This window comes from Novosphingobium sp. AP12 (assembly GCF_000281975.1).
Taxonomy (GTDB): domain Bacteria; phylum Pseudomonadota; class Alphaproteobacteria; order Sphingomonadales; family Sphingomonadaceae; genus Novosphingobium.
This window is the reverse complement of the sequence record NZ_AKKE01000145.1, coordinates 1-25,201: the sequence shown is the minus strand read 5'-3', so window position 1 is coordinate 25,201 and position 25,201 is coordinate 1. Positions and strand designations below refer to the sequence as shown.

The following is a 25,201-nucleotide window of genomic DNA, read 5'->3' as shown; positions in this document are numbered from 1 at the left end:
ACGATTGTCCCCATGTGAGGGGGCCGCACTGTGCTCGTCGAGCGATGGAGATGCTTTCCGCCGACGCTCGCCCGGAAGCGCGAAGTGCTAGATCTGCGCGATGCCACCGTCTGCGAACAGTTCGGCGCCGTTGATGAAGCTCGCGGCATCGCTTCCCAGGAATGCAACGGCACGGGCGATCTCTTCCGGCTGTGCGATGCGACCGAGGGGGCTGAGGTCGGCTAGATAGGCCAAGCCTGCTTCGGCGGCGTCGCCGAAGAACGCGCGTAGCGACCGGGTGTCGACCGGCCCGGGACTGAGCATGTTGATGCGGATTCCCGATCCCGTGATGTCGAGGATCCAGCTGCGCACCATCGCGCGAAGCGCGGCCTTGGTGCCGCCGTAGACGCTGAGCCCGGCACCCGGCGTGATCGTCGACGACGAGCCGATGATCACGACGGAACTGCCTTCTTCCATGAGTGGGAGCGCCTTCTGGACGGTGAACACAACGCCTTTCACGTTGCCATCGAAGGCCCGGTCGAAATGCTCCTCGGTAATCGCGGCGAGGGGTACGATCTCGCCGGCACCCGCATTGGCAACCAGCAGGTCGATCCTGCCATGCGCGGTTTTCACGATATCGTAAATTCCGTCGATATCGCCGACGATGGAGAGGTCCGCCTGAACGCCGGTGACGTTTTCACCCAGCGTTTCGACTGCCTTGTCGAGCTTGGCGCGATCGCGCCCGGTGATGACGACTCGCGCGCCTTGTGATGCGAATTCTTGCGCGGTGGCATAGCCGATCCCCGACGATCCACCTGTTATGACAACGATTTTCTGATTGAAGGACATGGGCATCTTCCTGACCGGATGGCACTTTGTAGCAATCCCTATAAACTTCGAAACGAACGCCGCAAGAAGTTTATAGGGATCCCTATATTCTCAATCTGTCGGTTCTTGAGATTGCTTGTAGCTTCCCCTATATATCCGCCATGGAAGATCAGGTGCTGACCATCACACGGCGGCCACGCAGGCCTGCTTTCGATCGGGAAAAGGGCGTGGAGATCGCCCAGGCCCTCTTCCATGCCCGTGGATATGACGCCGTGAGCGTCGCCGACCTGACGCAGGCGCTCGATATCAACACGCCGAGCCTGTACGCCGCCTATGGCAGCAAACTCGCGTTGTTTGACCGGGCGTTGCAGCGATACAAAAGCATGGATTCGCTCAAGGCGGCCGCATATCTGAGACCCGGGCGGGCGCCCGCCGAAGCGCTGACCGAACTGCTGGTCGCAGCCGCCCGAATTTACACGAACGAGCCCAATCGATTGGGGTGCATGGTCACCGAGGCCATGCAGGCGGACGACCCGCAGGCCCGCGAAATTGCCTCCGCGCTGGCAAAAGGATGCACCGACGTTATCCGGGATTACGTCGCCGAACATGCGCCTCCCACCGAAACGCAGCGGATCACCGACTATGTGCTGATGATCGTTCGCGGCCTTTCTTCCTATGCCTGCCTGAAGAATTCGGAAGAGCAGTTGGTGAACTGTGCCCGCACGGCCGGCCGCACTCTCGAAGCGGAATTCGGGCCGGGGCCATCGGCCGCGTAGCCACCTTTGCCCCGACCAGGCCCTGTGGCCGACACCTCTTTGAAAGAGCGCCCATGTCCACCCTGAAAACCGAAACGCGGGCGGTTGAAATCTCGTCGTTATCGGATGGCGAGGACCACTCGGGCTGCCATGCGCTTCTCGAGGTGCTCGACCGGATCGGCGATAAATGGACCGTGATGGTCGTCGGCGTCCTGGCGAAAGGGCCTACGAGGTTCAACGCCATCCAGCGGGCGATCGGCGGGATTTCCCATAGAATGCTGACCCGAACGCTGCGTGGTCTCGAGCGTGATGGCATGGTCGAGCGCCGCGCCTTTGCGACCATCCCGCCGAAAGTCGAATATGAGTTGAGCCCCATGGGTCGATCCCTGGTTTCACCGCTCGATACCCTGATGGGCTGGGCGCAGGCGCACCGCCCCACGATCGAGGTTGCGCGTAGCGGGTTCGACGACCGCTCCGATTGATCGGATGCTGCGAGGTTCGCTCACCACGAACATTGGTGTTCCTGACGAACAAGCCGGTGCGTTCTTGCGGGATATCAGTCACTCACCACCTTCGTTCCTGTCAAACGGCGCCCAATCGGGGCGGTTAAAGCAGGATCAAATCAGCATGACTGGCGAACTCATCATCGAGACTTTCGAAGCGGTCGCGTGGAAGGACTTCCCCCACGCGCCGGGGGTGCAATATGTCGATGTAGAAGGCAGCATCTTCTCCCCCGGCCCGTTTCTGGCACGGGTCCGATTTGGCGCAGGAATGGAAACCCGGCCTCATGCCCACAAGGCGCCATTCGTCGACCGCAACACGGTGATCTCCGGCACGCTCCATGTCGGTATAGGCGATACCTTTGACAGATCGAAGGGCGTTGCGGTGCATGCCGGCGGTGTCGTAGCGATCCCGCCCGGCATGCCACATTTCGCCTGGTCCGACGAAGAGACGGTCGTGCATGTGCATGGCGAAGGCCCCTGGATATCGAACGCCTGAACGCCTCGCCCATCGTCTGCCGATATACGTCGCGGGCGCGCGGCGTGTATCTCGCTCCCTTGTGCGCCGCGGATGGGGCGAGGGGGCGAAGGCTCATGTGCCAGGCAACGGCCTAACGCGCCCGCGAGATATGCAGGGCATCCTTCGATGGCGGCATGCCGAAGAAGCGGGAGTATTCGCGACTGAACTGTGTCGCGCTTTCATAGCCGACGCCGAACGCGACGGACGTTGCATTGCCCTCGCCGGCGATCAGCAGCGAGCGGGCGTGCAACAGGCGGATCCGCTTCTGATATTGCAGGGGGCTCAGCGCGGTTACGGCTTTGAAGTGACGGTGGAACGCCGAGACACTCAGCGCGGCCATCGCCGCCAGCGCTTCTACCCGCAATGGTCTGGTGAAGTTCTCCCTGATCCACTGGATCGTGCCGCCGACCCGCGACAGCGCGGTGCCGGGCGCCGCGATGTCGCGCAGCATCCAGCCATGTGGCCCCTGCAACACGCGATACAGCAGTTCCCGCTCATACGCAGGGGCCAGCGCGGCGATGTCGGCCGGCCTTTCCATCAGGCGCAGCATCCGGACCCAGGCATCCAGCAGTTCGTCCGTCACCGGGGCGACTGAGAAGCCTGGGCTGTACAATTCACCGCCGGCAGGTTTGGGCAGATCGGCAAGCAGGCTCCCGACGATCTTGGGCTCGAGCGTCAGACTCAGCGCAAGGTATGGAGCCCCGTCATCCGAAGGATGAACCGAACCGACCGCCGGAAGGTCGACCGACATCACGAAATAGGTGGCGGGATCATACTGCAGCGTGCGGTTCCCCACAGTCATGGTCTTCGAGCCGGTCAGAATGACATTGATCATCGGGTCATAGACGGCGGCCAGTTCATGCTCGGGAATAGCCCCCTGCACCATGGCGACGCGCGGAATGCCGGTTTCGGTACGGCGATTTTCCGCATGGGCGGCAAGTCGGCGCAATTCGGTAAGGTATGAGTTCATGGGGTCGTCATCCCACGACGCTGCTCCTCGGCCAAGCCAAAAGCAGGAATAGGCATGGATCGAAGAGGATCGTGGGAGCGAGGCTTGTCGCATCGGTGTAGCTCGAAGGCCGGCAGAACGAGGAGGCCTACATGCAGACCATCATCATCACGGGCGGAAGCCGGGGCATCGGCGCCAGCACGGCTCGGCTTTGTGCCAGCAAGGGCATGGCCGTTATCCTTACCTACAACAGCAACCCGCAATCCGCCGACGCGGTCGTTGCACGGATCGAGGCTGGAGGTGGCCGGGCTGTCGCTCTCAAGCTCGACGTGGCCGACACGGCGTCCTTCCCCGCTTTTCGCGACGATGTCAGTAAAGCGCTCGCAGCCTGGGGACGTGCCGATTTCGACGGGCTCGTCAACAATGCGGGGTTCGGCCTGTTCAATCCGATCGCGACGGTGACCGAGCAGGAGTTCGACGGGCTGTTCGCCGTGCACCTCAAGGGGCCGTTCTTCCTCACCCAGACCTTGCTGCCACTGATGGCCGATGGTGCCCACATCGTGAACGTTGCGAGCGCGACATCGCGTGTAGCGACTGCGGGCGTGGCGCCCTATGCCAGCTTCAAGGGCGGGCTGGAGGTTCTGACCCGCTACATGGCCAAGGAATTCGGCGATCGTGGCATCCGCGCCAATTCCGTCGCGCCGGGGCCGATCCGTACCGATCTGGGTGGTGGGCTGAACGACGAGTTCGAAGCCCTGCTCGCATCGCAGACCGCGCTGGGCCGGGTCGGCGAGCCCGATGACGTTGGCGGGGCCATTGCCAGCCTGCTGTCCGACGACAGCCGCTGGATCAATGCGCAGTCGATCGAGATAGCCGGCGGTTACATCATCTGAAAGGACGCGCTCCATGCTCGATCACGTTTTCATATCGGTAAGCGATCTGGATCGCTCGATCGCCTTCTACACGGCGGCGCTGACGCCGCTCGGGATTACCCAGCGCGTCGATTACGACGGCAAGGATGGTCCGCCGGGGCATCCAGACCTGAAGGGTTTCGGCAAGAACAACAGGATCTTCTTCTGGCTGCGGCCCGGCATCGTCCAGGGCGGCGCGGCGCACGTCGGCTTTGTCGCAAACTCGCGGGCCGAGGTCGATGCAGCCTATGCCGCTGCAATTGCCGCTGGAGCGACGGGCAACGGTCCGCCGGGCGCCCGCCTTCACTACGATCCTCGATATTACGCCGCGAATGTGCTGGATCCTGACGGATACAGCCTCGAATTCACGTACAAGAATTGGCAGCACTGACATGACGAAACTGATGATCTATGGCGCAGCTGGCTACACCGGTCGCATGGCGTCCGCCAACGCCAGTGCTCTCGGACTGGATTTCGTGATTGCCGGCAGGCCGCAGGACGAACCCAGGCTGGCTGTCCTGGCTGCGGACCTTGGGGTGAGCTACCGCCTGTTCGCCACCGACGATGTACCCGCCGCCGGTGCCGCGCTCGCAGGGATCGGCGCGCTGCTGAACTGTGCTGGCCCCTTCATGCGCACGGCGGAACCGCTGATGCGTGCATGCATCGCGGCCGGGGTCCACTATCTCGACATCGCGGCGGAACTCGACAGCTACCGATTGGCCGAGACGCTGGACGACGAAGCCAGGGCTGCTGGCGTGATGCTGCTGCCCGGAAGCGGCGGTAGCGTCGCGATGCTTGGTTCGCTGGCCGGCCACGCCGCCCGGCGGGTCGCCGTGCCGGTCAAGCTCAGCATTGCGCTGCACGTTGCCGGCGGATTTTCGCGCGGGTCGGCAGTCAGTGCCAGCGAGAACCTGACGACGCAAACGCTGCACCGTGTCGAGGGCGCACTGGCCGCACGCAGCCCCGAAGAGGTCCGAGATTTCGATTTCGGCAGCGGTCCGGCAACATCGTTCCCGGTGACCCTGCCCGATCTCATCACGATCTGGCGCGACACCGGCATTCCGGACATCGAAACCTTCGTGCACGTGACCGATGGTGCGTTCCCGGAAGGCGATCTGGCTGCCATGCCGGATGGGCCCACCCTCGAACAGCGCGAGCGCGATCGCTATCATGCGGCGGTCGAAGTGACGGGACAGGACGGCAAGGTCGTCCGATCGGTGCTGGATACGGTCAACGGCTATACCTTCACGACGATCGCTGCGGCAGAAGCCGCGCGCCGCGTCCTGGGCGGTGAGGCGCGCACGGGTTTCCAGACGCCTGCCGGGCTGTTCGGCGATGGCTTCGCCGAGACCATCGCCGACACGACCATCATCGACCTGTAAGCAATACGGAGAGTTCAGCCATGGAAAGCCAGCATCGATGCGCCTGGGCGGGTTCAGACCCGCTCATGCAGCTCTACCACGATACCGAGTGGGGCGTGCCCGAGCACGATCCACGGATTTTGTGGGAGACTCTGATGCTCGAAGGGTTCCAGGCTGGGCTCTCGTGGCAGATCATCCTGCGCAAGCGCGAAGCATTCCGAAAAGCGTTCGCGGGTTTCGATCCCCGCCGCGTCGCGGCCTTCGATGCCCAGGACATCGAGAGGTTAATGGCCGATCCCGGCATCGTCCGCGCCCGCGCGAAGATCGAGGCCACCATTCGCGGCGCTCGCATCTTCAACGAAATGCAGGACAGCGGGGAAGACTTTTCACGCTATTGCTGGTCGTTTGTTTCAGGCGCTCCGATCCGGGGAGATGTCTACGCCACGCAGACCGAACTGTCCGCAACGATCTCGAAAGCGCTGAAGGCGCGCGGCTTCAAGTTCGTCGGCCCGACGATCGTCTATGCCTGGATGCAAGCCGTGGGCCTCATCAACGCCCATGAAGCGGCTTGCTTCCGCAGGCAAGAGACAGGAGACTGAGCGCTCCTCCGTCGCCGATCGTTCACGTCATCGCCACGTCCAATGCACAGCCGTCATAGCCAAGTTTCCTCCACTCTCATCCGCGTGACGAGGCTGCTCTGTATTTTCCACCGGCCACCAATCCTGACATACGCGTCATGATAGTGGCCCCAACCCCGGAAGATGCAGTGCGGCGCAATTAGGTAATCATGAAGCACCCAGATGCCGTTTGCGGTCCCTTCCTCCGTTACGGTGATTTCCGGCAGCGAGAGTTGATGAATGGCCTCAATCTGGGAGGTCATGCCTTGCGCATTCAGCACGAATTCGTCCGCACTTGTCACCTCATAGGTATCGGCGGCATTTGCCGAGGTGCGCGGAGCACCTTTGACGATGCAGCGAAAATCATCGGCAAGGCAGGTGCGCAAAGCCGCCCAGTCCTTCATATCCGCTGCCCGCACATAGCGCGCCTTCAGCGCCTGGATCTCCAGGATGTCCACCGTAACGTCTTGTTTGTGCATATCATCCTCGTTGCTGCGTGGGGCGCCTCTGGCGGTTTGCCGCCGGCACGAGCGCGGCGCAGGTCGCCGCCTTGCGACAGCGACCTGCGCCGTCCGGTCAGATCGACCCGAGTACGCCCAGGTCGCCCGAGCGCCAGACATTATCGATCGTCATCCGCTGGATGAGCCAGACGTCGTCCTGCCGGACCAGTTCGACATCATACCGGTTCTTCATCAGATAGTGCCGCGATGCGTCGTTGGACGGCACATGCTGCGCTTCGACGAGAGCGTCCAGGCGCGCCTTGTCACCATCGATGCTGACACGGGGATTGCTGACCGAGTGCGTGGTATCCAGACCTCCAAGCGAGCCCGACAGGCTGGCGACGATCGTGTCCCGCCCTTCAATAACGGGATAATCGAAGCCCGCCTTGGCGGCGGCCGGACGAAAATCCGATACCGCGTCAACTGCGAATGCCGACGCCAGCAGCACGTTGTCCCTCAAGTCAATGCCCGCGGCAAAGCGGTATAGGGCTTCGACCACCGCGAGCTTGTCGCCAGCCGTTGCGGTGGCAGTAGTGGTGTTCATGGTCGCCATGACGGTTCCTTTCTGATCAATCGCATTCGCGAGGTCAGCCGTATCTATGCGCGTGGAGATGGTTGGGTAGGCACGTCGCGCGACTAGATGACATTCCTGATGGGAATGTTTCGGCGCTATCGGGATGCAAGACCAGGATCGGCGGCAAATGTCGCAGCAAGGAAATCGATGAATACCCTCACGCGCTGAGGCATCTTGCGACCACCAGTGCTTACCAGATGTACCGGCACTGGCTCGGGCACGAATTTGTCCAGTACCTGGACCACCGTTCCCGCCTCGAGGTCGGCGCGAAGGAGCGCGGATGGTCCCTGCAGGATCCCGAGCCCCGCAAGTACCGACGCCCTCAGATCCTCTCCGTCGTCCGAACGGACGGCGCCGGCAGGCGTGACCGAGATGGCGGCCTCACCGTCCCTGAAATGCCAATCGTGGATCGCGCCATCCGTCTGGCCGGCGATCAGGCTGTGACCACTAAGGTCATGCGGGTGATGCGGAATGCCGCGAGCATCGAGATAGGCAGGGGTCGCGACAGTCAGCATCTGCATGCTGCCGATCCTGCGCACGACGAGGCTCGAGGTTTTGAGGGGGCCAACCCGCAATGCCACGTCTATCCCCTCTAAAACGAGATCCACCGGTCGCTGCGCTACCGAGAATTCCACCGTGATCTGGGGAAATTGCGACAGAAAGTCGGGCAGGCGAGGGACAATATACATCCGCCCCAGGACTGGCGGGGTGGCCACTCTAACCAGGCCGGCCGGGCCAGAGCTACCTGCTCGCACCCGGCTTTCCGTCTCTTCAAGATCGGCCAGGAGTCGCACCGATGCGTGGTACAAGTCGAGCCCGGCAGCGGTGGGCTTCAGGCCGCGTGACGTTCGCTCAAATAGCCGCGCGCCCAAGTAACCCTCTAGCGCCGCCACCTGCTTGCTGACGGCAGGCTGGCCCATGCCCAGTTCCTGCGCGGCGCGCGTAAAACTACCCAGCTCAACGATGCGGATTAGAAGCTGAAAAGTCGCGAGGCGGTCCATAATCGTACATTCCTAACGGGAATGATATGCGTGATGCAGTTTTACGTCCACCGCAATGTTAGCCGCTTTTTATGCAGCTCGTGGATGACCGTTTCCGACATGAGCCGATATCCCGCAGTGGTATCGGAACCTAAACTGGTTGACAGCCGCCGGAAAAGCAGACCGTCAGCAGCTGGCGATCAAAAATTGGATGCTGAGAGTCTGCAATGGGTCGCAGCTTGGCGCCATGGTCTAGGACAGGGCAGGATGTGGATTTGCCTTTAGGATCCGACAGCCTATGGGCTAAGTCATTGAGACGAAAATAGATATCGCATGTTCAAGCAGCCTCCATTGGCGTCGATCCACCGTACTGATCGACTTGCCTTTGGCGGTCCGGCGCGCCTAAAGCACCGCCATGGCATTAAGACCCTTTTCGACTCTGACCAACCTCTTTCCGAATTTGGGGCCAAGTGGAGCCTCTGCGGAAGCAAAGGTTTTGGGTGCACCTCCCTATCTGGCTACTGCTCTGGTCGCAGAAGTTGCAGGTTACAGCCCTGAATTGAAAAATGCGATATCATTCTGGACAGAGAATAATGGAAAGATTGTTCCATTCATGTCCGACGAGGATCGCCGAGGGGCGCTAGATGCGTTTTGCACCGAGTTCAAAACGCGACGTGATTATTACAAAGCTCAGACGAATTTAACCACAAGTACAGCTTCGCTTGAAGCAATTGCCCTCCGGTTTGCGAAGAAGGTTAAGCTGTCGTCCGATCAGTTGCGACAGCCCCGTCACTCGTTTTCCACTCCTCCGGCGCATATCTATCGCGGTGAGGCAATCGAGTTGAGATCGGTTCATGCAACTTATAGGGTTGGGCAGATCGTCACATGGGATTTGCCTAAGTCTTGCACCTTGAATGATAATTTTGTTCCGCTCCATTTCGCTTGGAAACAGTATCATCAAAATTTTCGTAAAGTTTCGATGCCTGCTGGTATCCTGTTGGAAATTGAGCTCGATCCGACGAAGGCCGCGAGCCTGCTCTGGGCTGGCTGGGTCACCGCACCTAACCCACTATACGATATGCGTTGGCAGCAGGAAATCATTGTGCTTCCGCAATTCCGGTTCGAAGTGCTGAGTTGCATGATCGTTCACACGGCAGGCGGGCCACTGTATGAAGTGAAAGCGAGGGAAATCTACGGGAAGCGTTGGAGCGCTATCCGAACATATGTGTCACCGGGACTGCCGTAGGATATACCATATCAGAAGCTCGGGCGAAAGGCCCAGCGCCATCAGAATTTCGTGAGCAATGTGGCCATGGACGTCGCGAACGAGGATATCAAGTGCCGGGTGTAGGACAACTGGCCATTCGCAGCACAATAGTCGATGGCCCTTTTTAGCGTTTCCTAAAGAGCGATATCTTCAGTGAAGAAATCCTCGTCGAGCCGCTTGAACTCGATCCTGCGGCTTACCCGGACGCCTACGCCATATTCGATCATCAAGTCGGTGAGACCGTCCCCGTCGATCAGAATGATGCGCTGGGCGAGGTGTTTGACGTAATCGCGCGCTTGGCTGCTGAAGGTGGAGGTGGTGACGAACACGCCCTTGGTGGCACCATGGCCGACCAGGCTGCCGACGAAGGCCTGCACATCGGGGCGGCCGACTGTCGTGTCGGCATAGCGTTTAGCCTGGACATAGACCCGGTCAAGCCCCAGCCTGTCCTCGTTGATGACGCCATCCACGCCGCCATCGCCCGAACGGCCGAGCTGGGTGGCCGCGTTCTTGTGCGATCCGCCATAGCCCATGGCGATTAGCAGATCGACGATCAATTGCTCGAAGAAAGTCGGGCTATTTTGGATGATGCGTTCCAGCAGTTCCGCGCGGAGGCGCCGATTGCACGGCTTGATAGGCCGCCTCAATCTGCTCCTCTGGGGTGCCGGTTTCGGCTGACGGGGGGATGGCAGCAGGCGCGGCATCGTCATCAGCGGATTTCTGCCCACTATAAAATTCGCGGAAGTCCACATAGTCCTTCAGCTCGTTGACGCCGATGCGCGCGGGATTGGACGCCAGCAGCGCCCGCCCCGCATCGGTCGCGATGAAACGGGCCCGCTTTGGCGAGGTGACAAGACCTGCTTTGGACATGTAGAATTTTGCCCAATGGATGCGGTTGTGAAGCAGACGTTGCCGTCCGCTGGGCAGCATTTCTTCACGTTCGTCGGGGCTGAGGCCGAGATCGTCGGCGATGCGTTTGGCGGCATCGGCGACGCGCTGTTCTCCAGTGGCGGCGAGGCGCAGGACCGGCAGCATCAATGTCTGATAATCGGGAATGGCCATGGGATCAGGCAGCCATTTTGCGGCCGCGCTTGGCCTTCGGTGCGGCGGCACGCTCCGCCCGGATCCGTTCGAGCAAGGCAGTTGCGGGTTCGTCGGCTGGATCTTGCGGCACGAGTTGTCCCCTAAAGGCCTTAGCCAGCACTGATTGGTCCAGGCGATTGATCAGCTTGTGGGCGCTAGTGGCGTCTACGGTGAGACGCTCGATCCAGGTAAAGGCCGCTTCAATGCGACGGACGATCTCTTTTTGCTCCGACGACGAAGGTAAGCCAATGGAAGTCCGTTTGATGATGCCGAGATTGAGGTTGGGCTGAACTCCTCCCGCTGCCTGCTCTCTAAGATTGAGGTATTGGCTCCGCAAATACCAGAGAACGAAATTTGTTTCAGCCGGGCCTTGGGGATGAACTTTTATTGAGGCTAGTGCTTGGTTCGTTGCGGCTTCGATTCCGAGTGATGCTACTTTTCCTCGCGTCTTGCCTTCACCGTACATTGCCATAAGCAGAGTTCCTGCAGGATATACCTTGCAATTAGTTTCCCGTATTGCCGCAGGCGTTATGTATTCGTCTGCATGCATGACAATACCCTGATTGACGGCACCACTAGTCACCCATGCAATCGTTCCGCCCTCAAAATAAGCAGCCCGCCCACGTTTCGGCGTTGCCCCAGTCCCAATGTCGGCAATATTGCCCAATTCGTGGGTTTCCCATGCCATCTCGCCCTTTGAGACTTGACTCCGCCATTCACGCGTCAAATCGCCCCTGAAGGCAGCGGCAAGGATGGCTTGTTTGTATTTCTCGACGAGGCGGGGGATGTGATCGAGATGGTCGCGGGCGCGTCTGGATTTGCCGGTGAGGCTGTCGATCTTCGCCACGATCCGCCGCTGTTCGGCGAATGGCGGGATCGGAACCCCCGTTTCCTCAAACTTCCCCTTAGTGACGTGACGAAGCCCCACCCCGCCATGTGCCTTTGCAATTTGCTCATCTAGCGTTTGGTTGATCGCATGGCGCAAGAAGTTTCGATCGATGGCATTTCGATCAAAGCGAACGTTGAAAATATGCTGGTTGAGAACGGCCTTCGGGCCATTCCAGATGTGAGCACCGAACGATGTGCCGGGAGTGCCCGACCACGCAAAAAGCAGATCACCGTCTTCGATCAGGAACCGCTCGCCTACCGCACCGTCGAAGTGATTAAACTTAGTGTCGGGCCTGTTCAGGTTTTGGATACGGACAATGGGCAGCCCCGCTGCGGACCAGTCGGAGGGTTTGAACGCTTTCCCGTTCACCAAGTCGCAGATTTCGCCGATAGTTGTACCGGCCCAACCTTCTGGCAAATCGCTCATTCCGCCGCCTCCACGGCAGTAGCAGCCTCCTCAACGCTGTCCGGCTCCAGTTCGTCCGACAGCGTTTCAATTTCTTCCAGCGCCGCTTTCAGATGGCCGATAATCGCGGCGGCAATGTCTTCCGGCTCGGTCAGTGCCTCTTCGGCCTCCGCTTCGGTATCGCGAAGCCAGCTTATGTCGAGGTTGTCGTTGCGGCCGGTGATGGCGGCACGCTCGAACTTGCGCCAGCGGCTGTCCTCACCCTGATCCTTCCGCGCGGCCCCGCCATTGGCGTCAGCACCATAGGCAGCCTCGAAATCCGCAAAGTCGGCAACGGACAGCGGGCGGGTCTTGCCATAGGCAGGAGCATTCGCCCGCATGTCATAGACCCAAACCGCCCTGGTGTTGCCCTTGTCGCTCTCGCCGCGTCGGAAGAACAGCACGTTGGTCTTGACGCCCTGCGCATAGAATATGCCCGTCGGCAGGCGCAGGATGGTGTGCAGGTCGCACAACCCCATCAGCCAGGTGCGCAGGCGGCGGCCGGTATTATCCTCGAACAGCACATTATCAGGGATGACCACGGCCGCGCGCCCGCCGGGGGCCAGTGCGCGTACGATATGTTCGACGAAGGCAAGTTGTTTGTTCGACGTATCCGCCGTGATCGAGAAATCGGATCGGGTCGGACGCCCCCCGCCCTTTTTGGTGCCGAATGGCGGATTGGTCAGAATCAGATTGGCCTTGGGCAGCGCCTCACCATCGGGGGAGAGCGTGTCGATATTCTCCATGCCGCCTTCGATGCCGTGCAGCAGCAGGTTCATCATGCTCAGGCGATGGGTGTCCGGCACAAGTTCCGCGCCGGAAAAGGCGTTGTGCCGCTGAAAGAAGGCCTGCTGTTCGGTCAGCGTGTAGAGATCGTCGGTGTGGTCTTTGATGTAGCGGTCGGCGGCGACGAGGAACCCCGCCGTTCCGCCTGCCGGATCCTGGATCACTTCCCCCGGCTGCGGCTGCATCAGGCGCACGATGCAGTCGATCAGCGGACGCGGTGTGAAATATTGCCCGGCGCCGGATTTCTTGTCGGCCGCGTTCTTTTCGAGCAAGCCTTCATAAAGGTTGCCCAGCCCCTCTTCACGGGCGGAGAACCAGTCGAGCTGATCGATGTTGGCGGTCAGCGCCTTGAGGTTGGTTGGCTTGCGCAGGCGGGTCTGTGCATCGATGAAAATGGCGCTGACCAGCGCATCCTTCGCCTTGCCGAGTTCGAGCAGCATCGCCTTGTAATAATCGAGCTGCTCCATGCCTTCCCGCTTGGCGAGCAGCCCCCAGCGCCAGTCTTCCGGCAGCCGTTCTTCCTTGCCGGTTTCCTCCAGCATTTTGAGGAACAGCAGGTAGGTCAGCTCTGTCACATATTCGTTATAGGTGACGCCATCGTCGCGCAGTACGTTGCACAGGCCCCAGAGCTTGGCGACGATATCGGTGGTGGTGCTCATTTACGCGCTCTTCTTCCACAATTCTTCGTTGATCCCGGCAAGGATGCTTTCGAGCTCCCCGCCGAACACCTTGTTCAGGCGATTGAACCCGCCATCGGCGATGAACGGCTCCTTGTCGATGGCGGCGCGGTCGACCACGATCTCTTTTTCAATCTGGTCGCCGATCCGCTTGAGCCAGCGCTTCTGCGGGTCGGTCCATACGCGGCTCGCCATGATCGCGCGCATGGCATCCCGTACGCGGTCTTCATAGGGGATGAGGGCATCGCCCAACGCGGCCTGACGGACGAAGCCGATGACCGAGGCGGCAATTTCCTCATTACGGGCATCCGCCCAGGCACGGCGCAAATTGGCGTCGGAAAAGCCCCTGGAGTCCAAGGCAAGGCGCAGTTCCTTAAGATCGGCGCGGGTCAGATCGCGGGGACGCTGCACGACAAGCTTTAGCGCGGCGATCGTGTTGATGTTGTCGCGAACGAAAGCGGCAAAGCTGACCAGAAAATCCTCCGGCTTCGCTGCACTGCCATAGCCGCGTGACACATCGACAACCTGATCCGCGTGCTTTGAAATCGGGACATAGCCGGGTTTATCGCCATCAGCCTGCCAGTCGAGAATGGGGCCGATCGCAGCGCGGTCCTTCAGCCAGGCGGCAAGGCCCGGTGCATCGCCGGACATGACCCGTTGCAGCATCCCCTCCGGCGTTTCGCCCGCAGCGGCCTCGAACTGCTGCCTTGCCTCATCCGTCAGCTTCTTGATCCGGCGGCGGAGCTTCACGGCGAGCTGTTCGCGAATGGCCTCCCGCTGCTCGTCGTTCTGCGCCTCTGTCATTTCCCGGACGAGTTGGGCGAAGCTGATCGAGGGATTGACGACGACGGGCTTCATGTCGGTCATGTTCTGGAGATGGGGATAGAGGTCCACGGCGTCGAAGATCCGGAAAACCTCCTTGCCTATTTCCGGACACTGACGCGTCGCGCGGCCGATCATCTGTTCATACAGAATGCGGCTGTTCACCCGACGCAGGAACACGAGGTTCGTGACTTTCGGCACGTCGATGCCGGTGGTGAGCAGATCGACCGTCACGACGATTTGCGGATAGGCATCGTTGCGGAACGAGCGAATCCAGTTCTTCACCTTGTCCACGCTGCCGGTGATTTTCTTCACGGCGGCATCGTCAATCTCGCCATATTTCTCGGCGAAAGCAGCCTTGATGGCACTGACCACCATATCCGCATGGGCATCGGTGGCGGCGAAAATCAGCGTCTTGCCGGGTAGCGCGGGGTCGATGTGCCGCGCCAGTTCCTCCGCCACGACGCGGTTGAACTCCGGCGTAATGACCTGTCGGTTGAATGCCTCGACTTCGAAATGGATTTCGTCCGGTGCGTGGGCTAGATCGACTTCGCCGGTCCGGGTGTTTAACAGTTCAAGCTCTTCGTCCTTATCGAACTTGATGCCGGACCGCGCCAGGGCAGTTTCGATGCGGATCGGCGGTTCATGGTCGATCAGGAACCCATCAACCACCGCCTCGCGATATGGATAGGTGAAGACCGGATCGCCGAAAATATCCGTGGTATGCAGCGCAGGCGTAGCCGTCAGGCCGATCTTCACCGCGTCGAAATAGTCCAGCACGCGCCGATATTTCGAAATATAATCGTCCTGCCCCCGGAAGCTCAGCTCGGCGTCGGACATTTCCCGATCGAGCAGATAGCCGCGATGGCATTCATCGATGACCATGAGGTCATACTGATCGACAGGAGGCACGGATGAGGAATCGGCAGCAAACAGCACTCGTTTCACCAAGCCCTGGATCGTGCAGATGTGAACTTTGGTTTCCACGTCCGGGGTTACGACACCCAAGCCCTTGAGGCCGAAGATTTCGGCGAATGTCTTGCCGGACACGACCTTGGTGGTCGAAAATTCGCCCTCTGTCTGGTCGCCAAGCGCGCTGCGATCGACAACGAAGCAGATGCGCCGGAACCGTTTGGCCGACAGTAAGCGGTACAGCATGGCGATAGCGAGCTTGGTCTTTCCAGTGCCGGTCGCCATCGCGACTAGGACGGCGCGCTGCTCAGCCGATAATGCCGCCTCTACCGAGCGGATTGCACTTTCCTGATAATGACGAAGCGGAAAACCGAATTCGAATGGCTGCGCCTTGAGCGCGGCATCCGCTGCATCCTGATCGACATCAAGCTGTCCGGTGAGGCCTTCCGGCGTCGGCCAGTCCACCAAGGCACGGCGATGGTTTGCTGCGCGGCGGGTATCGCGGAACCAGATGCCGCTCTCCGTCTCAATCTGCTTGAGATAGGATCGACCATTCGCGCTGAACACAAATGGCACCTTGTGTTCGCCCCATGGCCCACCGGCATAGCTGAAATCGGCGCTGTCTTTTATGCTGGTCGAATAGCGCTCAGCCTGGTCGATCGCGGCCGATACATTCTTCCGGCGCCGCTTCGCCTCCACGACGCCGATCAGAGTCGTGCCAGCGAACAGGGCGTAATCGGCGGGGCCGTTTGCGGTCGGCCATTCAGCGATGGCGAGGTTGCGACCCTTGGCAGGGCGAACGCCGTTGCTGTATCGAAGGTTGCGGGTATCAACTGCCCATCCACGATCGCGCAATTGCTGGTCGATGAGCGCACGGGTTTCCTCTTCGTCGAGGTCGATCTTTACCGCAGCCTTTTCACCGCGCTCGACCAATTGAGCAGCCTCAGCGCGAGGTACAGCTTCGGCTTCGGCTTGAAGAGCAGCGAGCTTGCTTGTGACTTCGGCCTTTTCGGCATCAATGTCTTGGGCGATTTTCTCCCAGGTGGCTCGCTCCTCGGCTTCGCGCGCCAATCTCTCTTCTACGGCCTCGCGCGCGTGGGCCTGTTCTTCTGCTTCAAGTCGGGCGCGGGCCGCATCGCCTTCTGTTTCCGCCACCTTCTGCCTGAGCTTTTCAATCTCTTCGCGCAGGGCAACCGCCGCATCAACAGGTTGGCGCGGCGGGACGAAAGCACCGGACTGGAAATTGGCAGCACGGCCATAGGTGCGATGAAACCAAATGCCGAGCGACCAAGCGAATTTCAGCGCCATCAGGGCAGTGGAATGATTGCCCTTTGCTTCATGCACGGCGCTGTTGCCCGCTTTTCGCAAGGCATGGAAGATATCGGCGGCTTCCCTGGGGATCAGGCGATCATATGACAGTCGGCGCAGCGTTTCTTCAAATGTCTCACGCTCATCACGATAAACAGCATGATGCGCTGCGACCATCTTCGCCATCAATTCAGCGAACTGGCGGAGCTTGACGATGGCGGTTGAAGGATCGCTTGAGAAATAACGTTCCGCCAGCCCTCCCAACGTCACCAACTGCTTATCATGGGCCTCAAGGAAGTCGAAATTCAGCGAGTCCACCATTCCCCCTATCCGCCAAAAGTCCGGTGGCTTAGTCTCCGTCGGAGTTCGCAAAATGTCGCAGGCAGATCAAATTATATCTCAGGCCGGCAGCATATTTAGCCCTTAGCGGCTGTGTCGGACAGTCTGAAAACGGCCAAATCGGGTGCTGCCGATGCATCCGCGAACCGCGGTATGCGCTCCCGAAATCCCCCCTTCTGGAGCGCAAGTCACCGAGCATCGATCGCGAAAAAACGCGTCGCTGCTGCAAACGCCGCCGTCGCCTCCACTTCCGCGACTTATACCGCTCGGCAATGCGCGATAGCCGATGCCCTTGCTTTTTAGCGTACGAAAGATTCCTCACTGCAGCGGGGCCACCCTTCGCAATGGGAGCTAAGCGTGCTACTGAACCTTGCGATAGGAGGGGCGTTAATCGTCGCCCTGCCCCCTTGAAGGTGCGTGCCCAAGACCCCTACCACACCGCAGCGTTGCCCCCTCACCTGCCCTCCCCATAGCGGCCGGACTCTCACCCATCATATGGACCAACAACGCGCCGATGCCCTCGTTTGCCTGGACGACGGCATCGTCGTAGAGATGCGCATAGCGGGCCGTCATCTGCAGTGAGGAATGCCCCAACAGCTTGCCAATCATCGGTAGCGTCTCGGACATCACAGCCGCATGGCTTGCGAAGCTGTGCCGCAGGTCATGCATCCGCACGTGCTCCAGTCCGGCGAACGATCGGACACGGTAGTACGCTTTGTCCAGCTGGTACGGCTTTAGTTGTTGCTCACCGTTCCAGAACACCCACGACATTTCGGGGTGGCGGGGCAGCCGGGACAGCAGAACTGCTGCCTCGATGCCGATCCAGACTGTCCTCGGGCCGGTCTTCGCGTCGTGAAGCAGCAAGCGGCGGCCTTTCACTTCACTCCAGTCGAGGGCGCTGATCTCGCCCTTCCGACATCCGGTGAGCGCGATCAACGTGATGGCCGCCGCGTGCATCGGCGCGGCCGCCGCCAAGTCTGCCAGCGCCCGTCCGAACCGTGCCAGTTCGTCCGCCGAGAGCAGGCATTCGTGCTTACGCAGCCGGTTCCGCTTGATCCCCTCGCACGGGTTGGAGCCCGGCGGCAGCACACCCCATGTCTCCGCCTTGTTGAACAGGGTGCGCAGCAATTCCAGCGCCCGGTTTGCAGCGCCCGGGCCGGAACTGGCTGTGATGTCCGCGAACCAGCCGGCCACGTCACCCGGCGCGATCCCGTCCAGAAACCGTCGTGGGAACGCCACCTCCAGATGCTTGCGATAGTAGGAGTTGCGGTTCCTGGTGGACGCCTTCCAGTGCGGCGAGACCTTGGTCCAGAATTCCTGCAGGAAAGATTCATAAAGCGGGGTACGCCGCGTCCTCTGTCTGACCTCGGCGGGATCGTCGCCAGTCTGGGCCCGCAACAGCACTCGGCGAGCCACGTCGAGCGCCTGCGCGCGCGAAACGACCTTCGCGTCGCCGATGGTAACGGTTCTGGACCTTCCGCCCATCCGGGCCTGCACCAGAAAGACGCGCTTGCCACTTGCATATCTGCGCAGCCCAAAACCCGGTAGCTCGCTGGCCCATGCGGTATGCCTGGAGGCGCGAACGGTCTCGGCGACGTGCAGAGTTGGCAGGCTCGACATGGCCATTTCCTGCGCGACGATCGCGTTGAGGGTGAGCGCGTTCATGCGACGAACCCCATCTTTTCCGCGATTGATGCGCATATCCGTGAAGCCGCTTCGGAAACCAAATCATCCGCGAGGTGCGCATATCGCGCGGTCGTTTCCGGCAGCGCATGACCCAGGAGCTTGCCGATCACTGTCAGGGAATACCCTTCGCGGATAGCGACGGAAGCAAAACTATGCCTCAGGTCGTGGATGCGCACGTCGCTCAGCCCGGCACGCTCACGGATCCTGATCCAGCCGCCCGCAGGGTTGCACGGATGATCGGGCCTGCGTGCCGATGCGAAGATCAGGCCATGGGTCCGATCACCGCGCAAGTCGGCCAGTAACGCCACGGCGGGCGCGTTGAGGTATATGACCTTGGCCCCGGTCTTGCTGTCGGGGAGGAAGATGCGTGGGGGCTTCACCCATTCCCAGCGCAGACTGGCAATCTCACCGCGACGTGCCCCCGTATAGATCAGCAGGCGGATGATCTGGACGGCCTCGGGGAACTCTCTCTCCCCATCTCGCAAAGCCGCGGCGAGGCTGCGATACTCGGCGGGACTGAGATACCGCTCGGGGAGCTTGCGCTTGTATCGCGCCACGCCTTTGCAAGGGTTCGATCCGCGCCGGCGATGGCCCATCACTTCCGCCTGCTGGAACATCGCCGACAGGACCGGGACGGCACGATTGAAGGCGGCCGGTTGACCAGCCATGGCGTCGCGCCACCTTGCGACATCGCTCGGCTCCGCGCGCGCGACGCTAAGCGCTCCGAAGAACGGCAGGATGTCCCGGCTGACCGCCCTGCGATTGCGCGTCGTGGTGCTGGGCTTCCAGCGCCCGCTACAGCAGCGGATGAAATCCGGCGCGAACTGCTCGAACGTCAGCTCGTCTTGCGCTCGCCGCGCGGGCTTTTGGGGCAGGCCGTCCAGCGCGAGCCCGCGCAGGATTTTGACAACCTCGCTTCGCGCCTCGTGGACCGACATCCTGGCAGTGCTGCCAAGGGTGCGAAACCGTTGCACCCCACGCTCCCGAAAGCGCACGATCCAGCTTTTGTGGCCGCTGGGACGCAAGCGCAAGCCAAAGGCCGGCAGTTCGCTGTCCCATACGATGGTCTCGACTTTTGGCGGCCGGCGGCGAGCGACATTCCCGTCGAGCTTTTCGCTGGGGCCGCGATTCTCGATCCGGGAGGGATCTGCGGTCCCCAATCCGCCATTGTCAGGTGGCGATCTGTCTATCGGAATCGCATTCTTAAATTTCCGTCTGCTATTGTTTTTGAATGCTTTTTCGACGGCTTTGCCGTGTAGGGTGTGCATGTCAATGAGGGACTTTTTGCGAGCCGCTTGAGGGGCGATCTCCGGCGTGCCCTCAGATTGAATTACCATGTCCAGTGAGGAGCTTAGGCGCGCTGGAGAGCGCGCCAGTTCAGACCACGAGGGCAGCGCCGCAAAATCGTTGTTCTGCATCTGATCCGATTTGGGGACCAAATAGCCATCACGAGCATAGGAGCAGAGCTTCGTCCTGGAAGCCGCCTCAGGAAATGTGATTGTTAGGCGATCTCGACCCAAAGAGGTCGCAGGGTATGGTGGGCTTGGAGGCGTGACAACGCCCGCTGGATCGGCAAAGCCGACAACTCGCGACGGCCACCGCTTTGTTCGATTTGAACGTGGCGCAGCTTAACTCGACGCCTGAAGATCACGGTCGGATTGCAACCTCAACTCGTCCCCGATCATATGCCGCGCTCGGCGCCTCAGGCAGCGATCAGAACGTTACCAGGATTGCGTATCCGAGCCATTCTCACGGCCCCAGCGGACGCCGGCGTGAAGGCTTCAACGGCGCTCAATTCGCGCGCGATTGCGTCGGATAAAAGACGGGCGTTCATGCCGGCCAAGCGTCGCTGAACCCAGCTCTTGAACTCTCGGTAACGTTCATCATCTGGGTAGTCGGTTTGACCCGCGAAACAAGCAACGAAGGCGGCGAGGCGGTCTCGCTCTTCAACCTGCAGGAGCTTCTGCTCGAGGAACTCGATTCGATCCGCCTCCAGCTTGGCGAGACGCGATCGCTCCGCTCTTTCGAGCCGAGCGATCTCCTCTAGTCGTCTCGGCTGTGCATCGTAACCGCTGCACCCGCCCCACGTATTCCGAGAGCTTGCTGATGGTTAAGCTTGCCCGAGACGATGAGGAGATCGGGCAATGTCGGATGAAATTGATGCAGGGTCAAACGGCGGTTTGACCTGTGCGTCGCACAGTGCGGCGTGGCGTTTGATCGAGAGTTTGACGCCGGCGCGCCGACGCTACGAACGATGGCCTGATGAAGAACATGACCGCATTGTCGCGGAGAGTTTTGCTCCTGACGTGACGGTGTCGCAGGTTGCTCGCGAGAACGGCGTCGGCCTGGGCCTACTGCACTACTGGCGGCGACATGCACGCGCGGCGGGCGCGGTTGAGGAAATGCGGTTTGTGCCGGTAACGGTTGTCCGGGAGGAGCGATGCGAAGGCGCCGGGCTGGAACTGATCGTTCGCGATGTGACGGTTCGGATCCGGGGCGCGGTTGAGATGGACCACCTGCGCGCGGTACCGGCGGCGATCCGGGAATGATCCCGATCGACGGAAGCGTACGGATCTTCGTGGCGACACAGCCGGTCGACTTCAGAGCTGGGATTAACCGCTTGATGGGACTGGTGACGCACGTGCTTGGGCATGATGCGTGTGCGGGCGATGTGTTCGTGTTCCGCAACAAGGGCGCGGATAAGGTGAAGTTGCTCCGTCATGACGGGTCAGGCGCGGTTATGGCGACGAAATGGCTCGACCGTTGGAGGTTTTACTGGCCACCCATGCAAGGAGGCACGATGGTCCTGAGCGGGCCGCAATGCACGGCATTGTTGTCGGGTCTGGACTGGAAGAAATTGCCATCGCAGGAAGCGCGAAGACCCCTAATTTTTGGCTGATATCTGCGGTTTTCTGTAGCGGCAAAGAGCCGGTGTGGTATAGTCAGCCATGCCCGCCCAAGCCGACGCTCTGCTTGAAGATATGGAGCAAATGGCGGCTCTGGTGCGTGAGCTCCAGGCAGAAAACGCCCAGCTGCGCGCGCTGCTCAAAGGCATGGCCCATCAGGCCTTCGGCAGCCGTTCGGAACGCGCCAGCGCGATCCTGGGCGACCAGGGAATTCTTGATCTCGGCGACCTCGTAACCACGCCGGCTGCCGCAGCTAACGACGATGGCGACGCCGAAGACAAGCCTGCCGCCGCTCGCCCACGGCGCAAGCGAGGCGTGATGGCACTGCCGGCCCATATCGAGCGCGTGATCGATCCCGACACGCTGGATTGCCTCTGCTGTGCCGGCAAACTCCACAGGATTGGCGAAGATGCCAGCGAAGCACTCGACTGGATCCCGGCCTCGTTCGCGTCATCCGCACAGTGCGTCCTCGTTATGCCTGCCAGGAATGCCGGGAGGGCGTCGTTCAGGCGCCGGCACCGCGCCGCGCGATCCCGGGCTCGATAGTCACTACCTCGACGCTAGCCTGGATGGCGATGGCGCGCTCCGCCTGGTCGATCCCGCTCAATCGGCAGTTGCAGATGCTCGCAGGCCAGGGCGTCATCCTCGACCGGGCATTACCGAGCCGCTGGATGCGTAAGATCGCATGGTGGGTGAAGGCGCTCTATGATCGCCTGCTTGCCTACATCCACAGCCAGTCCCGGATCTTCTGCGATGAGACCCGCATGCCGGTCCTCGAAAAAGGGCGAAGACGAACCCGCACGACACAGTTCTGGGCGCACGCTTGTGATGACGGACCGTGGTCAGGCCCGGCCCATCCGGCAGTGGTGTATATCCATGCTCGCGGACGGCGGCATGCCGAGGCGTTCGAACAACTCGCCCGCTACCAGGGCGTTATCCAGGTCGACGGCTATGGTGCCTACAAGGCGCTTGTGCGCAGTGGTCCGGGCCGAGGCAAGATCACACTCGCCTTCTGTCTTGCCCATGCCCGGCGCAAGTTCGTCGATGCCTACCGCAAATCGCCTTCGCCGGTGGCAGCGGCGATCATCGCCCTGATCGGTAAGGTCTACGCGGTCGAAGCGCGTGTGCGCAAAGGCACCGCCACACAGCGCCTCCAGACTCGTCTCGCCGAAACCGCCGACGTCATGGCAAAGATCAAGGCGCAGATCGACACCATGCTTCCAGGTCTGTCGCCGAAGTCCGATCTGGCCAAAGCGATGCGCTACACGCTCAACCACTGGAAGGGGCTAACCCTGTTCCTGGAAGACGGCCGGATCGAGGTCGATACCAACACCGTCGAGCGCGGCATGAGAAATGTGGCCCAGGGCCGTAAGTCCAGTCTCTTCGCTGGCAGTGAGGACGGAGCCCAGACATGGGCTGTCATTGCATCCCTTCTCCAGACCGCTCGCGTCAACGGCCTAGATCCCTATACCTGGCTGAATGACGTGCTGAAGCGCATCGTCACCGGCGCTGTGAAGATCAACGAGCTCGATAGTTTGTTCGCCTGGAACTGGCGGCCGGCGGCAGAGCAGGTAAAGGCTCTGGCGGCATGAACTTCAAACGTCGCACATCGCAGGGCCGGATCCTCTCGCTCGAACAGCTCGAGATATGGCTCGACGAGCTTGATCCCCCCGTAGCTGGCGTCTCATCGATCGATGGCTTCCTGGCCGCAGTCGCCGCAGGCCCCAGCGTCATTGACCCCGACGTATGGATCAAGAGCATCCTGCGCGACCACACTCAAAGCGCCCGTTCGGCGCCTGCGCGGCGGACGATCCTCAAACGTTACAACCGCATCTGCATCGAGCTTGCCGAGAAGCCCGAGGCCTACGCCCCGATCTACCTGCGCACCGAGGAAGGCGAGGTGCTGCTCGAGGACTTCGCCAACGGGTTCTTCACGGCCATGCACCTGGACATGGAGGCATGGAAGCCCTTCATCGCCGCCCCGGAGTTCGGCTACCCACTCGCGGCACTGCTTGGCCACAGCACAATTACAGGTGGCCCGTCATGGATCGAACAACTGGGTGATCCGAGCGCCAATCTAGCACTTGCCGATACGTGGCGCATGGTCCCGCAAATCATCTCGCTGATCCATGACCAGTGCGCCTTCGCGCGCATGACCCCAGCGGCCTGACAACACCTACCGGTCGCACAAATGCGTGGGGTCGGATCAGCGGTTACAACCTACATCACTATGTTGTACTCCGCCCATTCGTGCAGATATTAACCACATTATCGCTGTCTCTTTGGGGTAGTTTTGGTGCCCGCCTGTTCGATGGCCTGATTGGTTCGCGCCGAGCGTTAGACAAGTCCGTTATCTCGGGCCAAGGCATCTTTGTACCGCGCGCAAGAATTGCAATGTTCGAGATCGATTCACCCCTCGCCGGATTGCTACGGCGCGCTGAAGCGGATTCGGTTCGCTGTGCAACCTGACAAAGCGGTAGAAATTCATATCCCGAAATTTGGCAGGGCCCAGCTTCTTAAGCTCCTGCTGACGGGGCATTCTACTACCTGACTGACGATTGATTCAAGGCGGAATTAAAATAGATTAAAAACATAAGATTATAATCTGGTTGAATGCTCGATTTGCTGTTATGAGCTAATGCACCACCGGCCCTTTCCTGGCCGCCGATGGCTGAGAGATGCGATGCGCTCCCGTCAGAGAACGGAGCGTGAATGTCCTTCTCCTCGAAACTGCAGCCGATGCTGGACAAACTTCTGCTTTGGCTGCCTTTGGATGCTTCCGATCAGGCGGCGGTTCTTTCCCTTCCACACACCGTCAAAGAACTGCGTGCGCACGATTTCATTGTTCGCGAAGATGAAATGCCGACCCACTCCTGCCTCCTGCTCTCGGGATACGCCTATAGGCATAAGGTCGCTGGCAATGGAGGGCGGCAGATATTCTCCATCCATATGAAGGGCGATGTAGTCGACCTACATAACTCGATCCTTCGCCGCGCCGACCATAATGTTCAAACGATGACCCCTGTTGAAGTAGCGCTTATTCCGAGCTTGGCCATTCGGGCGATCGCAGCAGATCGTCCACACGTCGGACAGGCCATGTGGTACGAGACCTTGGTGGATGCGGCCATTTTTCGGGAATGGATGCTCAACGTTGGGCGCCGTGACGCTCGGGCTCGCACAGCGCACCTCTTGTGCGAGTTTGCTCTCCGTCTGAAGGTTGCCGGCCTAGCGGACTCTTCAGGGTATGACTTGCCGATGACCCAGGATCAGCTGGCGGATGCGCTGGCGCTCACCAACGTGCACGTCAACCGTATGCTCCGGATGTTAAGTGAGGCCGGACTGATAGAGCGGGATAAACGGTCGGTCCGTATCCTTGATTTCGCACAGCTGGCACGTATTGGTGATTTTGATAGCCGATATCTACACTTGGACCGCATCGAACCGGCGTGATTTCCAGCGTGGAGCGCTACCCTTCGAACGTCGTCAGTATCTTGCCCATAGCAAGTCGGACAATCAGCTCACCGGAGGCGCATCAGCCTCGGCAAGTGCGGCGGCGATCATCGCCGCAAGCGTCTCTTCCGCGCGGTTCCGAATTGCCGCGTCTTTGG

At 60.6% G+C, this 25,201-nt stretch carries 27 protein-coding genes; 15 read left to right on the top strand and 12 right to left on the bottom strand.

Annotated elements, in window-relative coordinates; translation table 11 throughout:
- Positions 1-87: 87 nt before the first annotated feature.
- Positions 88-828: an SDR family NAD(P)-dependent oxidoreductase gene (locus PMI02_RS20705; RefSeq protein ID WP_007686556.1), complete on the bottom strand. Its 741-nt coding sequence runs from the start codon at positions 826-828 to the stop codon at positions 88-90.
- Between the two features lie 140 nt (positions 829-968).
- On the opposite strand from PMI02_RS20705, the gene PMI02_RS20700 reads away from it, so the two are divergent.
- The 3 genes from PMI02_RS20700 (at position 969) to PMI02_RS20690 (ending at position 2,561) form a co-directional block, all read left to right on the top strand.
- A complete protein-coding gene (locus PMI02_RS20700; RefSeq protein WP_007686554.1) occupies positions 969-1,583 on the top strand; it encodes a TetR/AcrR family transcriptional regulator in 615 nt (204 codons plus the stop codon).
- Between the two features lie 53 nt (positions 1,584-1,636).
- On the top strand, positions 1,637-2,044 hold the full coding sequence (locus tag PMI02_RS20695; RefSeq protein ID WP_007686552.1) for a helix-turn-helix domain-containing protein: 408 nt from the start codon (positions 1,637-1,639) through the stop codon (positions 2,042-2,044).
- A 145-nt stretch (positions 2,045-2,189) separates the two neighbouring features.
- The gene (locus PMI02_RS20690) at positions 2,190-2,561 is read left to right on the top strand and encodes a cupin domain-containing protein (protein ID WP_007686550.1); all 372 of its coding nucleotides are present in this window, start codon (positions 2,190-2,192) and stop codon (positions 2,559-2,561) included.
- 112 nt (positions 2,562-2,673) lie between these two features.
- On the opposite strand, the gene PMI02_RS20685 is transcribed toward PMI02_RS20690, so the two are convergent.
- Complete coding sequence (locus PMI02_RS20685) at positions 2,674-3,552, bottom strand: AraC family transcriptional regulator (RefSeq protein WP_007686548.1); 879 nt, start codon at positions 3,550-3,552, stop codon at positions 2,674-2,676.
- A gap of 131 nt (positions 3,553-3,683) precedes the next feature.
- Between PMI02_RS20685 and PMI02_RS20680 the strand changes: the two genes are divergently transcribed.
- The 4 genes from PMI02_RS20680 to PMI02_RS20665 are packed head-to-tail and all read left to right on the top strand — an operon-like array spanning position 3,684 to position 6,402.
- Positions 3,684-4,424 carry an SDR family NAD(P)-dependent oxidoreductase gene (locus PMI02_RS20680; protein ID WP_007686546.1) on the top strand — a complete coding sequence of 247 codons (741 nt, stop codon included), beginning with the start codon at positions 3,684-3,686 and terminating at the stop codon, positions 4,422-4,424.
- A 13-nt stretch (positions 4,425-4,437) separates the two neighbouring features.
- Positions 4,438-4,833, top strand: a complete 396-nt coding sequence (locus tag PMI02_RS20675; RefSeq protein ID WP_007686544.1) for a VOC family protein — start codon at positions 4,438-4,440, stop codon at positions 4,831-4,833.
- 1 nt (position 4,834) lies between these two features.
- The gene (locus PMI02_RS20670; RefSeq protein ID WP_007686542.1) at positions 4,835-5,824 is read left to right on the top strand and encodes a trans-acting enoyl reductase family protein; all 990 of its coding nucleotides are present in this window, start codon (positions 4,835-4,837) and stop codon (positions 5,822-5,824) included.
- Between the two features lie 20 nt (positions 5,825-5,844).
- Complete coding sequence (locus tag PMI02_RS20665) at positions 5,845-6,402, top strand: DNA-3-methyladenine glycosylase I (RefSeq protein ID WP_007686540.1); 558 nt, start codon at positions 5,845-5,847, stop codon at positions 6,400-6,402.
- A gap of 53 nt (positions 6,403-6,455) precedes the next feature.
- Here the strand turns inward: PMI02_RS20665 and PMI02_RS20660 are convergent, their stop codons facing one another.
- The 3 genes from PMI02_RS20660 to PMI02_RS20650 form a co-directional block, all read right to left on the bottom strand.
- Positions 6,456-6,899 (bottom strand): nuclear transport factor 2 family protein, encoded by a 444-nt coding sequence (locus PMI02_RS20660; RefSeq protein WP_007686538.1) that lies wholly within the window; start codon positions 6,897-6,899, stop codon positions 6,456-6,458.
- A 97-nt stretch (positions 6,900-6,996) separates the two neighbouring features.
- On the bottom strand, positions 6,997-7,473 hold the full coding sequence (locus PMI02_RS20655) for a nuclear transport factor 2 family protein (RefSeq protein ID WP_007686536.1): 477 nt from the start codon (positions 7,471-7,473) through the stop codon (positions 6,997-6,999).
- Positions 7,474-7,589: 116 nt separating this feature from the next.
- The gene (locus tag PMI02_RS20650; RefSeq protein ID WP_007686534.1) at positions 7,590-8,495 is read right to left on the bottom strand and encodes a LysR family transcriptional regulator; all 906 of its coding nucleotides are present in this window, start codon (positions 8,493-8,495) and stop codon (positions 7,590-7,592) included.
- A 394-nt stretch (positions 8,496-8,889) separates the two neighbouring features.
- Here PMI02_RS20650 and PMI02_RS27355 point away from each other — a divergent pair, with 394 nt between their 5' ends.
- On the top strand, positions 8,890-9,720 hold the full coding sequence (locus PMI02_RS27355) for a hypothetical protein (RefSeq protein WP_007686532.1): 831 nt from the start codon (positions 8,890-8,892) through the stop codon (positions 9,718-9,720).
- A gap of 155 nt (positions 9,721-9,875) precedes the next feature.
- On the opposite strand, the gene PMI02_RS28045 is transcribed toward PMI02_RS27355, so the two are convergent.
- From PMI02_RS28045 to PMI02_RS20615, 7 genes are all read right to left on the bottom strand, one after another.
- Positions 9,876-10,298: a restriction endonuclease gene (locus PMI02_RS28045; protein WP_238539128.1), complete on the bottom strand. Its 423-nt coding sequence runs from the start codon at positions 10,296-10,298 to the stop codon at positions 9,876-9,878.
- A gap of 19 nt (positions 10,299-10,317) precedes the next feature.
- On the bottom strand, positions 10,318-10,803 hold the full coding sequence (locus tag PMI02_RS28040) for a winged helix-turn-helix domain-containing protein (RefSeq protein ID WP_007686530.1): 486 nt from the start codon (positions 10,801-10,803) through the stop codon (positions 10,318-10,320).
- Between the two features lie 4 nt (positions 10,804-10,807).
- Complete coding sequence (locus tag PMI02_RS20635) at positions 10,808-12,139, bottom strand: restriction endonuclease subunit S (protein WP_007686529.1); 1,332 nt, start codon at positions 12,137-12,139, stop codon at positions 10,808-10,810.
- On the bottom strand, positions 12,136-13,602 hold the full coding sequence (locus tag PMI02_RS20630; RefSeq protein ID WP_007686528.1) for an N-6 DNA methylase: 1,467 nt from the start codon (positions 13,600-13,602) through the stop codon (positions 12,136-12,138). Before PMI02_RS20630 ends, PMI02_RS20635 begins: the two co-directional genes overlap by 4 nt.
- Positions 13,603-16,983: a type I restriction-modification system endonuclease gene (gene hsdR / locus PMI02_RS20625; RefSeq protein WP_007686527.1), complete on the bottom strand. Its 3,381-nt coding sequence runs from the start codon at positions 16,981-16,983 to the stop codon at positions 13,603-13,605.
- Between the two features lie 405 nt (positions 16,984-17,388).
- Positions 17,389-18,666, bottom strand: coding sequence for a site-specific integrase (locus PMI02_RS20620; RefSeq protein WP_007686526.1), 1,278 nt, complete (start codon positions 18,664-18,666; stop codon positions 17,389-17,391).
- Positions 18,663-20,105 carry a site-specific integrase gene (locus tag PMI02_RS20615; RefSeq protein ID WP_007686525.1) on the bottom strand — a complete coding sequence of 481 codons (1,443 nt, stop codon included), beginning with the start codon at positions 20,103-20,105 and terminating at the stop codon, positions 18,663-18,665. The genes PMI02_RS20620 and PMI02_RS20615 overlap by 4 nt, the downstream gene beginning before the upstream one ends.
- Before the next feature lie 482 nt (positions 20,106-20,587).
- Here PMI02_RS20615 and PMI02_RS27350 point away from each other — a divergent pair, with 482 nt between their 5' ends.
- The 7 genes from PMI02_RS27350 to PMI02_RS20590 all read left to right on the top strand — a co-directional run bounded on the left by PMI02_RS27350 (position 20,588) and on the right by PMI02_RS20590 (position 25,043).
- Positions 20,588-20,734 (top strand): hypothetical protein, encoded by a 147-nt coding sequence (locus tag PMI02_RS27350; RefSeq protein WP_157222621.1) that lies wholly within the window; start codon positions 20,588-20,590, stop codon positions 20,732-20,734.
- Between the two features lie 97 nt (positions 20,735-20,831).
- The gene (locus PMI02_RS26025) at positions 20,832-21,236 is read left to right on the top strand and encodes a transposase (RefSeq protein WP_007686524.1); all 405 of its coding nucleotides are present in this window, start codon (positions 20,832-20,834) and stop codon (positions 21,234-21,236) included.
- Positions 21,233-21,586 carry an IS66 family insertion sequence element accessory protein TnpB gene (tnpB, locus tag PMI02_RS20605; RefSeq protein ID WP_007686523.1) on the top strand — a complete coding sequence of 118 codons (354 nt, stop codon included), beginning with the start codon at positions 21,233-21,235 and terminating at the stop codon, positions 21,584-21,586. Before PMI02_RS26025 ends, tnpB begins: the two co-directional genes overlap by 4 nt.
- A gap of 91 nt (positions 21,587-21,677) precedes the next feature.
- Positions 21,678-22,139 (top strand): IS66 family transposase zinc-finger binding domain-containing protein, encoded by a 462-nt coding sequence (locus tag PMI02_RS28435; protein ID WP_369751246.1) that lies wholly within the window; start codon positions 21,678-21,680, stop codon positions 22,137-22,139.
- Positions 22,055-23,185 carry an IS66 family transposase gene (locus PMI02_RS20600; RefSeq protein ID WP_369751245.1) on the top strand — a complete coding sequence of 377 codons (1,131 nt, stop codon included), beginning with the start codon at positions 22,055-22,057 and terminating at the stop codon, positions 23,183-23,185. Before PMI02_RS28435 ends, PMI02_RS20600 begins: the two co-directional genes overlap by 85 nt.
- Positions 23,182-23,763 (top strand): UPF0149 family protein, encoded by a 582-nt coding sequence (locus PMI02_RS20595; RefSeq protein WP_007686520.1) that lies wholly within the window; start codon positions 23,182-23,184, stop codon positions 23,761-23,763. The genes PMI02_RS20600 and PMI02_RS20595 overlap by 4 nt, the downstream gene beginning before the upstream one ends.
- Before the next feature lie 542 nt (positions 23,764-24,305).
- Complete coding sequence (locus PMI02_RS20590) at positions 24,306-25,043, top strand: Crp/Fnr family transcriptional regulator (protein WP_007686519.1); 738 nt, start codon at positions 24,306-24,308, stop codon at positions 25,041-25,043.
- Positions 25,044-25,201 lie beyond the last annotated feature (158 nt).